The sequence below is a fragment of the Planctobacterium marinum genome, from assembly GCF_036322805.1.
In the GTDB taxonomy this organism is placed as follows: domain Bacteria; phylum Pseudomonadota; class Gammaproteobacteria; order Enterobacterales; family Alteromonadaceae; genus Planctobacterium; species Planctobacterium marinum_A.
In genome coordinates this window covers 3,766,849-3,779,761 of record NZ_AP027272.1, presented here as the reverse complement: position 1 = coordinate 3,779,761, position 12,913 = coordinate 3,766,849, and the positions used below count along the sequence as shown (strand labels likewise).

Genomic DNA, 12,913 nt, shown 5'->3' with positions numbered 1-12,913 from the left:
ATTGATGCAGTCAGTCAAAACGCAACCGCAAGTCGTTAAAGAAAGTACAGACATTATCGCTAGTATTAGTGAGGCCTTGTTGCCGGGGGAAACTTTGCTCATAACCAGTCAAAGTTTCACCACAAGCGGCATTACCTCTCAATTGGTTGAGGAGTTAAATGGGCCTGTTCACGTGCTGGATACGGTCACCTCTCATCCTCAGTTAGATTTTGTAGAGGCGTCATACGGGCAATTTAGAGAGCGGGGAATAACTAACGTGGTGTGTCTCGGTGGCGGCAGTGTGATTGACGTCGCAAAGGTGATTGCCGGTATGCTTCCCGGCACAACTAAGACCGTTACCGAAGTCGTAAAGGAAAAGAAAGCGTTAACAGCGTTTTCTGGTCGAAGTATCGCAATTCCCACAACCTCAGGTACTGGTGCAGAGGTTACCGCTTTTGCCACACTTTGGGACAAAAAAAGCGCGCGCAAATATTCTATTACTTGTAGCAAACCAGACGTGGTAATTTTTGAGCCCGGCTTGTGCTTAAGCTTACCACGTCAAACGACTTTATATGCCGCGCTTGACGCTATTTCTCACGCAGTAGAATCATTATGGAATGTCAATCGTACACCTGAAAGTGAAGAGTTGGCCATAAAAGCTCTCCAGAACTTGCTCTCTGGCCTGCCTGAAGTACTCAGCGATCCCAATAACCGAGATGCAAGAAAACAACTGCAATGGGGAGCATGGTTTGCTGGCTCAGCGATTAACATTACTAAAACCGCGGTTGCACACGCTATTTCCTATCCTTTAACGTTGCACTACAACATACCACATGGTCTCGCTTGTAGTTTTACTCTACGCGCCATCCTCGAAGATTCAGGTGCTGCTCAATTAAAGATCCCAGAAGATATTGCCGATAATCTAATTAATGTATTGGAAAATTTATCTCTCAAGGATGAGATGCGGCGCTTTGTTGGTTGGCGCAACATTGTTGACGATGAGAATTTTTATTTGGATCCGGCCCGAAGTGAAAACTTTATTTTTCCTGTTGATACTAGATGGGCAAAGAAAATAGTGTTGGCGAGTCCTTGAAATGGGCTTGAGACAAATCGCAGTTGCGAAATTATTCGACAATGAGGTGAGCAAGTGAAACAGAGTGGCATCATAGAAGCACCGCCGAGAGTACTCATTTTTGGTGCGGGGTTGTCGGGGCTTTCTGCCTGGAAAAACCTCAAACAGGCTCATCAAGTTCTCGGCTTCATCGACAACGATGCTAATAAACAAGGTAAAACCTATTGTGAACTTCCGGTTTTTGCACCAGAGCAATTAAATGAGCTCTGCTTTGAGGTCATTTTCATCGCCAGCGAATATATAGAGAACATCAAAGCTCAACTACTCGAAGACGCCAGAATTCCTGCTGAAAAGGTAAAAACATTACCGAGTTACATGACGAAACCAATGCAGTTTGGCGAACAAAAAGGCTCAATTGAAGCTGGTGAGCAGGTATTGTGTTGGCTTTGTCAGATGTTTAATGACGTTGAAGTTCAGTATTTTCTGGATGCCGGTACCTTATTGGGTATTGTCAGAGATGGGGCACTTATTCCCTGGGACGATGATCTTGACATTGGCATTCCGTTGAGAGAATTAGACCGGGTGTATAGCCTGTTAGAAAATCATCTTTGCGAACTCGAGCAATGCACCGGAATAGCTTGGCGCGTAGATCAGGTTTTAAGTGAACATCAATTTGGTGTCATAAAACCCGGCGATGTACGTAGTCTCAAACTCAGTCCAAAGCTTGGGGGACAGGAGTGCGAGTTGGCGTTTCCGATGGTGGATCTATTTGTTAAGTACCCCAATGGAAATACAGCTGATTATGCACTCGCTTCGAGAGGCATCAGTATGCCTATTGAACACTTTCAAACTACCGACTTGATTCAGTTCTCCGGGATAGCTATGAAAACTCCAGCAAATCCGGAATTGTACCTGGAAAGGTATTACGGTGACTGGAAAACGCCTCAAAAAGAATGGGACGTAGGCATGATTAGCAGCGCCAGTTCATTTTAGCTCAAGCTTTAATTTTCATCGGGATAGTCAGTATTAAAATGAGTAAAAATGTAATTGTATACGGTAACGGTGCATCGGCGAAAGGCTTCTTATTGTCACATCAGGCCTGTTACAAGGTAATAGCATTCGCAACAGACGAACCCGCTGATAGTACATTCGAAGGTCATAAAAATATTAGTACCGAAGAAATAAAGCAGCTGGATTTCGATGCCATTATTGTTGCCTCTTGGGCTATTCATGAAATTACTGAACGCTTAGTAAACCATGGCGTTCCTCATGAAAAGATTCGCTGGTTTCAACATCATAAAGAAAGGATTATTGACTGGGGCCATCCAGACTTCAATATGTCGCACATTGCCTTACAAGCAGAAGATATCCTGTATTGTATTTATGACCTTAACGTGGCTCGCGCTACTTATGACATTCTTGGTTTCTTGTGCCTATGTGAGTGCGAACGAGTTGTAAGAGGTTCAAAGGGTATTCACATTATCATTGTTAATGCCAGTGACAATGAATTTAATCAAACCCGATGGGTTATCCAGAATACGCAGGAGCACAATTGGCGGGTTGATCAAATACTGGTCCAATGTTGTTCTCTATTGCCCCATTGTGTCGGTGTAAGTAAAACTGCGACACGCTCAGAAGTAAGCAAACTCATTGAAGATGTAGCGCATATTTTCCCTCACCATTATTCAGAGCAACACCCCGTCATTGAATACGAATTCGATCTGCTTTTTGAACGACTGCGAAAAAAACAGGAGATTGCCCATCTCAAAGCAAATAGTCATGCAATGGACTTTGTGCGCCAGTATTTGAATAAAATTAATCCGGACGGTAAAAAGGTCGTTACCATTTCTCTAAGAGAGTCCAGCAACAAACCATTGCGAAATAGTAACCCTGAAGAGTGGCAAAAGTTCGCACACGAACTCGACCACAGCCGTTACCTGGTAGTATTAGTGCCTGATACTGAGAATGCGTTTCTGAATCTGTCTGAAAATTGGTCAGGCTGTTTCAGCTGTAGCGAAGCTGCATTTAATGTGCAAATCAGAATGGCGTTGTACGAGCTAAGTTATATTAATTTGGGTGTTAATAATGGGCCGACACATTTGTGTGCCTTGAACCCAGATTGCCGCTATATCATGTACAAGCAGGTTGTCGAAAACTACCCACATTCATCAACGCAATCTTTCATTGACCGAGGGTTTGAGATAGGAGGCTCTTTTCCCGGAGCGAGACCTTGGCAAAAATTTGTCTGGGAAGATGACAGCTTTGAGGTTATTTCTGCAAATTTCCGTGAACTAGTCAGCGTTATAGAGTCCTCAGAGGAGAAGGAGTAATGGAGCCAGGTAACATCGTTGTTTGGGGAACTGGTGATTTATGCGACCAGTTTATGGCGAGCAACGGAAGTCAGCTACAAGTGACATTTTTTGTAGATAGTTACAAAACAGGAGAAAAGCAAGGGATACCCGTTATTGCTCCCGAGATTCTGCGTGATATTGATCTAAGCGCGCTGTACATATGCTCAACCTGGTATAACCAGATTATCCCAGTGTGCTTGAAGAACGGAGTGAAATCAGAAGATATTTACGTGGTAATGGCGCGCACATTCGAGGCTATTCCACTGAATCAGTTTGAACGGATGGCCAACGGCGAGTTTTACTTTCTACCCTGGAAAAAACAACTGGCAGATATTCACAGGACTTTGAGCTGCGATATTGTTCATCCTGATGTATATAAAGACATTGCAAAGAGTGTGAGCTATTGCTTCATTTCATCTGTTGAAGGCGATTTTGCAGAGTTTGGAACCTGCACTGGCTACACTGCTTCTTTGATAGCTTATGCAATTAGTTTTTATGCTCAGCGTATGCAAAAACACGAGACGGCTCATCATATGCAAGGCAGAAAGCTCTGTCTGTTCGATAGCTTTGCTGGTTTTCCGAAAGCCACTCTTGATGAAGATTTGAATTCACCTCATGTAGCATCCGGTGTGTGGGGTGAGGGCACAGCTAAAGGGCTTAGCGCATTGCAACTTCGTCAACTGGTAACACAGAATTTACCGGAACATAATGTCAACATTTACGAGGGTTGGTACAAAGATACATTGTCAGACATCCCTGCAGGCCAACGCTTCGCTTTCGTACATATGGATTGTGATCTATATGAGTCCACCATTGACGTTTTACGTTATTTATTCTCACACGAGCATTTGTCAGAGGGGGCAATGCTGTTGTTTGACAACTGGTATTGCAATCGAGCTAGTCATAAATTTGCCGAGCACAAGGCGTGGCTGACACTACTCGAAGAATTTGATGTTAATTTCACTGATCTTGGCATGTATGCCTGCGTTGGAAACAAGATGATCATTCACGACTACCTTAAAAAGTAGCGAGTAAACCTTAATTCACAAAGAGAAGTAACAATGAAAATTTTGGTAACAGGTGCATGTGGCTATAAAGGAACGGTTTTGGTACCCAAACTATTGGCTAACGGCCATGATGTAGTGGCGCTGGATACTCAATGGTTTGGAAATTTTTTGCCTGACCATGAAAGGCTGCAGGTCCTCGAGCAAGATGTCCGTGACACTCATGCCATTGATTTGAATGATATTGATGCCATTGTGCACCTTGCGTCAATTGCCAATGATCCCTGTGGTGATTTGAATCCCAAGCTCACCTGGGAAGTCAGTGCCTTGGCCACTATGCAATTGGCAGATAAAGCCAAACGAGAGGGCATCAAACATTTTGTTTACGCCTCGTCTGGCAGTGTTTACGGCGTAAAGGAAGAAACACAGGTCACAGAAGAGTTGTCGCTGGAGCCTATTTCAGAATACAACAAAACCAAGATGGTTTCTGAACGGGTGTTGTTAAGTTATGCCAATGAAATGACAGTACAGATTGTTCGTCCTGCTACGGTATGTGGCCTGTCAAAAAGAATGCGTCTCGATGTATCGGTTAATATGCTCACCATGCAGGCTCTGGAAAACAGACGCATCACAGTATTCGGAGGCGACCAAACAAGGCCTAATATTCACATTGAAGATATTACCAATTTATACCTTTTCTTGTTAGATAATCCGCAGGTGACAGGAGTGTTTAATGCCGGTTTTGAAAATATTTCGATATTAGATATTGCCAATCGCGTAGTGGAAAAAGTCGATGCTGAATTGGTGGTGACACCATCAAACGATCCTCGTTCCTATCGCATTAATTCAGATAAGCTTTTGGCGACAGGATTTAAACCGAGCAAGACGGTAAATGATGCCATTGATGAAATTATTGCAGCGTATAAGCTCGGAGCGCTGAAGAACGAAACCCGCTTCCACAACTTAAAGTGGATGCAAGCAAATAATTTGGCGTAATGATACGTGCTGCCTTAACAATAAAGGGAATGGTTGGTTCCTGTGAGTAGATCTTAGAATGAAAAACCTGATAGCGAATTACCTTGAGAAACTGCAAAAAGCGACTCAAGAGATGGAATGGTCACCGGTGGAGGTGTTGGCAAAGGCGCTTTATCAAGCTGTGCAAAAAGGCCGGCGCGTATACCTCTGTGGCAATGGGGGTAGTGCTGGCAATGCCGTTCATCTAGCTAATGACTTTTTATACGGTATTGCTCCCGATGGCGAAGCGATGAAGGTGGAGGCTTTGCCTGCTAATTCTTCGGTTCTGACCTGTTTAGGGAATGACATTGGTTACGAAAATATTTTCTCTCATCAATTGAAAGTAAAGGCCGAGACGGGAGACCTGTTGATTGTGCTCTCGGGTAGTGGCAATTCCCCTAATATTCTAAATGCGTTAGCAATGGCTAAACAAAAATCTATGCAGAGCTTTGCTATTTTGGGATATAGCGGGGGGCAGGCAAAAACATTGGCTGATGTTGCTATCCATTTTCCTGTAGATGACATGCAAATCGCTGAAGATACGCAATTAATTGTTGGACATATGCTGATGCAGTATTTGAATCAGGAACTAGCACGTGCTTGAGAAAATATTCGTCTTAGGTGCTAATTCTTTCGCAGGTAGTCAATTTATTGCTTCGGCGCTTGAGGCTGGATACTCTGTAGTGGGCATCAATCGCTCTGCTGAGCCTTCAGATATTTTTCTACCTTATCGCGAGCTTTTGGCTAAACCAGATTATGAGTTTCATCAACTGGACATAAATCGTGATTTTTCGGCTTTATGCGATCTTCTGGATGAGACAAAACCTGAGTTTATTGTGGATTTTGCTGGTCAAGGGATGGTCGCTGAGAGCTGGCAAGACCCGTTGCAATGGTATCAAACAAACTTTATCTCCAAGGTTAAATTACACGAGTTTTTGCGCCAACAAACCTGGCTACAGCGCTATGTCAGAATTTCTACGCCTGAAGTGTATGGTTCTTCTGAAAGTCTGATAGAGGAAAATAACCACTATCTACCCAGTACACCTTACGCGGTATCTCATGCGGCAATTGATATGAGTTTGAGAACCTACTTCAATCAGTATAACTTTCCGATAATCTTTACTCGCTACTCTAACTTTTATGGACCCGGTCAGCAGCTATACCGCATTATTCCCCGTACTATCATTTACGCATTGACGGGACAAAAGTTACAACTCCACGGCGGTGGAAAAGCCATCAGAGCTTTTATCTACGGTGCTGATGTCGGCAGCGCGGTACTGGCTACCTTGCGCAAAGGCGTTATAGGGGAAAGCTATCATTTTTCAGCGAGCGAATTCGTCTCAATAAAAGCATTGGTGGAGATGATTTGCGATAAAATGCACATCCAGTTCGACGACTTTGTGGAGATGGTCCCAGACAGGCCGGGCAAGGATTTACGTTATCTGATGGATGACAGTAAAGCTAAACAGCAACTGGCTTGGCAGCCTGAAACAACGCTATCTTCGGGTATCGATGCCACTATCGAATGGGTGAGTAAGAATCTGGAAGAGATTAAGAAGCTACCCCTAAATTACATTCATAAGGATTAATACAGTGAATAACTTTTATCCAGAGCAGTATCGAGTCACTGGCCAATATCCCATCAACCACAATTATCTTCCACAGCAATTTGCCGATTACGAAGAGATCTGGAGTCGCGTCAAAAAAGTGATTCAGGACGGTGATTTTACGCTGGGCGCTGCCGTTGACAAATTTGAAAGAGATTTTGCCAGTTATAACGATGGACGATATGGGGTCGGTGTGGGCTCTGGAACTGACGCTTTATTTCTGTCGCTTAAGGTGCTGGGAATTGGAGAGGGTGATGAAGTCATTACGACACCATTTACCTTTTATGCAACCGTCGGAGCCATCGTTACCGCAGGGGCGAGGCCTGTGTTCGTAGATGCAGGGGATGACTTTAATATCAATGCTGATTTAATTGAAGCTGCTATCACCCCAAATACTAAAGCCATCATGCCAGTGCATTGGGCGGGATTGCCATGTGACATGGAGCGAATTAATGAGATTGCAGATAAACACAATATCAATGTTGTTGCAGATGCCTGCCACGGTATTGGTGCCAAGCTTAATGGTAAAGGTATGGCGCAATTTTCTGAGCTGACTTGTTTTAGTATGCATCCCCTGAAAAACCTCAATGTATGGGGTGATGGCGGAATTATCGTTACTAACAACGAAGAATTAGCAACGAGACTCGCCCTGATCCGCAACCACGGGCTGGTAGGCCGGGATACATGCGAAGTGTTTGCTTATAATTCTCGTCTTGATACTGTTCAGGCGGTGGTTGCACAATATCTGCTGGATAATAAGATCCGCAATATTACCGAAAAACGGCAACAGCATGCTGACTGGCTGGATCTACAATTAGCAGGCATGCCTCAAATCCAATTTGCTCAGCGCAACCCCAACAAGCGTTCAGTTTACCATCTTTACATGGGACTGTTTGACCGCAGAGATGAGCTGATCGCCCATCTTCAGGGGCAGGGTATTGACGCAAAAATTCACTATCCAACCCCGATGCATTTGCAACCGGCGGCCCAATTCCTGGGGCATAAAAAAGGCGATTTTCCCATGGCGGAAAGATTCGCTGACAACTGCATGTCCTTGCCAGTGCACGAGTTTATTACCCAAGAGCAATTGCAATTTATGGTGAGTGCCATCAAAGCCTTTTACGGAGAGTAGTAATGCAGGTGCCATTTGTTAATCTGGGCGCGCAGTTTCAGGCGGTCGAATCGGAGCTGGTGGCTGAGTTTGTGCGCTTAGGACGAAGCGGTCAGTTCATCTTAGGAGAAGAGGTAGAGAAGTTTGAGCGACAGCTAGCACAATATTGCGACACCCGATATGCTGTTACTGTTGCCAATGGCACCGATGCGCTGATTCTGGTGATGAAAGCATTAAATATCGGACCCGGCGATGAAGTAATCACTGTGCCAAATTCATTTATCGCCAGTGCCGGAGCAATTTCTGTCGTTGGGGCCAAACCGGTTTTTGTCGACGTGGGCGATGACTACAACCTTGACCCCGCTAAACTTGAGGCGGCGATCACGCCATTCACTAAAGCCGTTGTTCCTGTACATCTCACTGGTAACCCAGCTGATATCGATGCAATTGCAAAGGTCATCGGCGAGCGCGATATTGTTATTATTGAAGATGCAGCTCAGGCTATTGGAGCCACCTATCGCGGCAAGAAAGTCGGTTCATTGGGGCTTGCGGGAGGCTTTAGCCTGCACCCACTGAAAAATCTCAGCTTGCTGGGGGATGCCGGGTTTATCAGTACCGATGATGAAAGTTTATACCTTGCCTTGAAGCAACTGCGCAACCATGGTCTGGAAAATCGCGACCACTCAATACAGTGGTCCGTGAATAGTCGCCTGGACACAATTCAGGCGGCATTTGGTAATGTAAAACTTGCCCATTTACCCGAATGGACGGAACGTTTTCGGGCTATCGCGGCGCGATATACCGAGAAGTTGGCACCCCTTGTGAGTTGTCCTAAGGTCCGAACCGAAGATGCTGCGGTATTTCACAATTATGTGATCCGCGTGCCAGAGCGCGATGCGCTTATGGCATACCTTAAAGAGCAAGGCGTGGATACCAAAATCCATTATCCCATCCCGCTGCACCTGATGGAGGCGGCACGGCCATTAGGCTATAAACGAGGTGACTTTCCTGAAACTGAAAAGCAGGCCAAAGAAATTATGAGTCTGCCTATTTATCCTGAGCTAACTGACAATCAAGTGGATTACGTATGTCAGAAAATCACAGCATTTTATCAAAAAGCGGGAGGATAAGGTGGGACAGGAAATTGATTTAATGCGTCACTATCCTCGCTCTAAGCGCAATGTTGAGCAACGAGGTCAGCAGAAAAGCGAGGCAGACAGGGCTTTAGCCCGTCAGTTTGGCAAGGCCTTTTTCGATGGAGAGCGTTCTCATGGCTACGGCGGGTTTTATTATCATTCCAGATTTTGGGAGCCGGTTGTGCCTGATTTTCAAAAGCACTTTGATATCAAAGCCGGTGATACTCTGTTAGACATTGGCTGTGCAAAGGGCTTTATGTTGTACGACCTGGACAGAATGATTCCGGGACTGAACTTACACGGTATTGATGTTTCTGAATATGCTATCGCAAACTGTAAACCGGAAATTGCCCCAGCATTAAAGGTGGCTAGTGCCGTTTCGCTGCCATTTGCTGATAAGTCCATTGATTTCACATTTTCTATTACCACTTTGCACAATCTTGATCTGCCTCAACTCACAACGGCTTTGCTTGAGATAGAAAGGGTCACCCGAAAAGGCAGCTTTATTACCGTGGATGCTTATCGCAATGAAGAGGAAAAACAGCGAATGGAAGCCTGGAACCTGACTGCAAAAACAATGATGCACGTCGATGAATGGAAAGCCTACTTTCAGCAGGTTGGTTATAGCGGTGATTATTACTGGTTTATCCCATGAGAGACGCACTTTAATGAATACTTCAATCCCCAAAGCAAAAACCAGTGCCAAGACATTTGTAAACTTAAGTGACACAGATAAGTTGTGCTTCCTGAGAAGTATGTTGCGTATTCGCATGGTGGAAGAGGAAATCGCTAAAAGATATCCACAGGGCAACATGCGTTGCCCCACGCATTTGTCCATTGGTCAGGAGTGTGTTCCCGCGGTTATTGGTACACTTTTAACTAAATCCGATCTCGCGGTTTCTACACACAGGGCGCATGCCCATTACCTGGCTAAAGGTGGCGACTTAAAAGCCATGCTGGCCGAGATCTATGGTAAAGAAACTGGCTGCTGCAAAGGCCGTGGCGGTTCCATGCATTTAATCGATGAACGAGTCGGATTTAAAGGCAGCACAGCCATTGTAGGTAATACTATCCCCATTGGCGTTGGTTTGGCTCTTTCTCAGAAGTTGCGCGGCAAAAATGATATTACTGTCGTGTTTTTGGGTGATGGTGCCATTGAAGAGGGAGTGTTTTACGAGGCGGCAAACTTTGCGGTTGTCAAAAAGTTACCGGTGCTCTTCGTTTGCGAGAACAATTTGTATTCCGTCTATTCACCACTGAAGGTCAGGCAGCCACAAGGTCGTAAAATTTGTGATATCGCCAGTGCGATTGGCCTGCACAGCCAGGAGGGGGACGGCAATAATGTGGCAGAATCGCATCGCGTCCTCTCTACAGCGATTGATACTTGTCGGCAGGGGCATTCAGCGGCGTTTGTGGAGCTACATACCTATCGCTGGCGAGAACATTGTGGCCCTCATTATGATAATGATATTGGTTACCGCAGCGAAGCCGAGTTTTTGGCGTGGAAAGAAAAAGATCCTATCGAGTTGTACAAAACTCAGCTCTTTGACGCACAAATTCTCGATACACAAGCATTGCAATTGATGACCCGGCAATTAGAGACTGAGATACAGGATGCGTTTGAATTCGCCGAAAGCAGTCCTTATCCTCCCGCTGAACAAGCCTGCTCGGCTGTATTTGCGCCCGACTTCAATGTAAACCGTGAAGAGGTGGCTAATGGCTGAGCGCAGCTTAACTTTTGCCCAAGCTATCAATGAAGCCATGCATCTGGCGATGGAAAAAGATCCAGACGTACTCTGCTATGGCCTCGGTGTAGACGACCCAAAGCGTATTTTTGGCACCACCGAAGGGCTGCAGGAGGCGTTTGGTGAAGCACGAGTATTTGATATGCCCACATCTGAAAATGGCATGTTGGGCATTGGCATTGGTGCCGCGTTAGATGATATGAAACCTGTCATGGTGCATCAGCGATTAGACTTTTTCTTATTGGCTATGGATCAGCTGGTGAATGCTGCGGCGAAATGGTTTTACATGTTTGGTGGACAGCGCTCGGTGCCCATCACCATAAGATTAATGTTAGGTCGGGGCTGGGGGCAGGGACCTACACACTCGCAGAACTTACAGGCTTGGTTTGCCCATATTCCGGGCTTAAAAGTGGTGATGCCGGCGACAGCCGCTGACGCTAAAGGGCTGTTGTTAGCGAGTATTTTCGATCCTAATCCGGTGGTGTTTTTGGAGCATCGCTGGTTGCATCATCAAGAGGGCAATGTGCCGCCTGGCTGGCAAGATGATGTCCTTGGAAAAGCCAAAGTCTTAAGAGCAGGCACAGATGTTACCTTGGTGGCCATATCTTATCAGGTGGTGGAAGCGTTGCGTGCTGCCGAGGTGTTACAGGCTGCGGGAATATCAGCAGAAGTTATCGATTTGAGAACGGTGCAGCCTATAGATTGGGCGACAATTGAAGCGTCGATTGCCAAAACTGGCCGGGTTCTGGTGCTGGATACTGGCGCATTAACTTGTTCTGTTTCTTCAGAAATAGTGGCCCGTAGTGCAGAAAAACAATTTGCACAGCTCAAAACCGCACCGGCCCGAATTGCCATGCCGGATGTGCCTGAGCCAACTAGCTATGGTTTGACAAAAGAGTTTCATCCCGATGCTAGAGAAATAGTAAAACAAGTGTGCCAAATGTGTGGTTTAAAAGATTTCGCTCATTTGTTACAACGCTTGCCTTTTACGGAGCATCACGATGTGCCGGGCGAGTGGTTTAAAGGTCCTTTTTAATGAACATGATATTTTCCTGTAGAGAACTGGATACCGCCACTCAATTTATGGCAGATAATGGCTTTATGGTCATCTCGGGCATTAGTGTTACATCTCTAGAGGCGGTTAAGAAAATGCTGCTGAGTGAGCTGCAGTCCTATTTTGACCCTGAGCTTACTCTTGAAAACTATCACCAGTATGTCTCTAGTGACAATGAGCACAAAAAAATACAGTTTCAACTGTTCTCAAAGTTAAGCGAGAGTCAAAGCCACTTCGCATTGGTGAAAGATAACCAAAGCCTGTTCAAAAGCATTTATGGGCCGGATATTGATATCCAGGTGCAACCTTATCTGCGCATTGCTCGACCCGGATGTTATCAGGATAACATTGGACTGCATCGGGATACGTTCTATGGCAATAGTGCTTATGAAATATCTAATTCCGTGAATCTTACCCGAGTAAATTCAAAGGGGGCATTGAACCTGGTAGCAGGAAGTCACAAACTAGGCCCTGTTGATACTATAAAAAAGCAATCCGACGTTGTGGCAAAAGGCTCAAATGCCAATAAAATGGGCTTTCTTTATGCGCCAAAAGAGATCCAGCAAGCTGAACAGTATTCCCAGACACCAGTTGCACTGGCAGAAGATCAGATATTAATGTTCAGCTTGGGAGTTATTCACGGACAGAAGGTGAATCAGGATTGTATTACTCGATGGTCAATCGATTTTCGCCTTAAACCCTCTTTTGCCCCGGTGTCAAAAAATCTAAAAGAGGGCTATTACTGCAATTTATTCCGTTCTGGTTTGTCTCGCGCCGCAATATCCTATTACGAAAAAATGCCTGATGAACAGCGAGAACTCACGCACAGGCCGGTTTGAC

At 45.3% G+C, this 12,913-nt stretch carries 13 protein-coding genes; all 13 read left to right on the top strand.

Translation table 11 applies throughout. From position 1 onward, the window contains the following. The first annotated feature begins 4 nt into the window (after positions 1–4). From AABA75_RS16715 to AABA75_RS16655, 13 genes are read left to right on the top strand one after another with little or no spacing between them, the layout of a single operon-like run. Positions 5–1,072, top strand: a complete 1,068-nt coding sequence (locus tag AABA75_RS16715) for an iron-containing alcohol dehydrogenase (protein ID WP_338293880.1) — start codon at positions 5–7, stop codon at positions 1,070–1,072. 54 nt (positions 1,073–1,126) lie between these two features. After that, positions 1,127–2,044 carry a LicD family protein gene (locus AABA75_RS16710; protein WP_338293879.1) on the top strand — a complete coding sequence of 306 codons (918 nt, stop codon included), beginning with the start codon at positions 1,127–1,129 and terminating at the stop codon, positions 2,042–2,044. Positions 2,045–2,082: 38 nt separating this feature from the next. Beyond that, positions 2,083–3,381 carry a nucleoside-diphosphate sugar epimerase/dehydratase gene (locus tag AABA75_RS16705; protein ID WP_338293878.1) on the top strand — a complete coding sequence of 433 codons (1,299 nt, stop codon included), beginning with the start codon at positions 2,083–2,085 and terminating at the stop codon, positions 3,379–3,381. Then, positions 3,381–4,430, top strand: coding sequence for a TylF/MycF/NovP-related O-methyltransferase (locus AABA75_RS16700; RefSeq protein ID WP_338293877.1), 1,050 nt, complete (start codon positions 3,381–3,383; stop codon positions 4,428–4,430). The genes AABA75_RS16705 and AABA75_RS16700 overlap by 1 nt, the downstream gene beginning before the upstream one ends. 33 nt (positions 4,431–4,463) lie before the next feature. Further along, complete coding sequence (locus AABA75_RS16695; protein ID WP_338293876.1) at positions 4,464–5,402, top strand: NAD-dependent epimerase/dehydratase family protein; 939 nt, start codon at positions 4,464–4,466, stop codon at positions 5,400–5,402. 58 nt (positions 5,403–5,460) lie between these two features. Further along, positions 5,461–6,024, top strand: coding sequence for an SIS domain-containing protein (locus tag AABA75_RS16690; RefSeq protein ID WP_338293875.1), 564 nt, complete (start codon positions 5,461–5,463; stop codon positions 6,022–6,024). Continuing rightward, a complete protein-coding gene (locus AABA75_RS16685; RefSeq protein ID WP_338293874.1) occupies positions 6,017–7,009 on the top strand; it encodes a GDP-mannose 4,6-dehydratase in 993 nt (330 codons plus the stop codon). The genes AABA75_RS16690 and AABA75_RS16685 overlap by 8 nt, the downstream gene beginning before the upstream one ends. 4 nt (positions 7,010–7,013) lie before the next feature. Then, the gene (locus tag AABA75_RS16680; protein WP_338293873.1) at positions 7,014–8,159 is read left to right on the top strand and encodes a DegT/DnrJ/EryC1/StrS family aminotransferase; all 1,146 of its coding nucleotides are present in this window, start codon (positions 7,014–7,016) and stop codon (positions 8,157–8,159) included. Between the two features lie 2 nt (positions 8,160–8,161). Beyond that, the gene (locus tag AABA75_RS16675; RefSeq protein WP_338293872.1) at positions 8,162–9,268 is read left to right on the top strand and encodes a DegT/DnrJ/EryC1/StrS family aminotransferase; all 1,107 of its coding nucleotides are present in this window, start codon (positions 8,162–8,164) and stop codon (positions 9,266–9,268) included. Between the two features lies 1 nt (position 9,269). Continuing rightward, positions 9,270–9,929, top strand: coding sequence for a class I SAM-dependent methyltransferase (locus AABA75_RS16670; protein WP_338293871.1), 660 nt, complete (start codon positions 9,270–9,272; stop codon positions 9,927–9,929). Positions 9,930–9,942: 13 nt separating this feature from the next. Beyond that, positions 9,943–10,998 (top strand): thiamine pyrophosphate-dependent dehydrogenase E1 component subunit alpha, encoded by a 1,056-nt coding sequence (locus tag AABA75_RS16665; protein ID WP_338293870.1) that lies wholly within the window; start codon positions 9,943–9,945, stop codon positions 10,996–10,998. Then, on the top strand, positions 10,991–12,055 hold the full coding sequence (locus AABA75_RS16660) for an alpha-ketoacid dehydrogenase subunit beta (RefSeq protein WP_338293869.1): 1,065 nt from the start codon (positions 10,991–10,993) through the stop codon (positions 12,053–12,055). Before AABA75_RS16665 ends, AABA75_RS16660 begins: the two co-directional genes overlap by 8 nt. Beyond that, a complete protein-coding gene (locus AABA75_RS16655; protein WP_338293868.1) occupies positions 12,055–12,912 on the top strand; it encodes a hypothetical protein in 858 nt (285 codons plus the stop codon). Before AABA75_RS16660 ends, AABA75_RS16655 begins: the two co-directional genes overlap by 1 nt. Position 12,913: the final 1 nt, after the last annotated feature.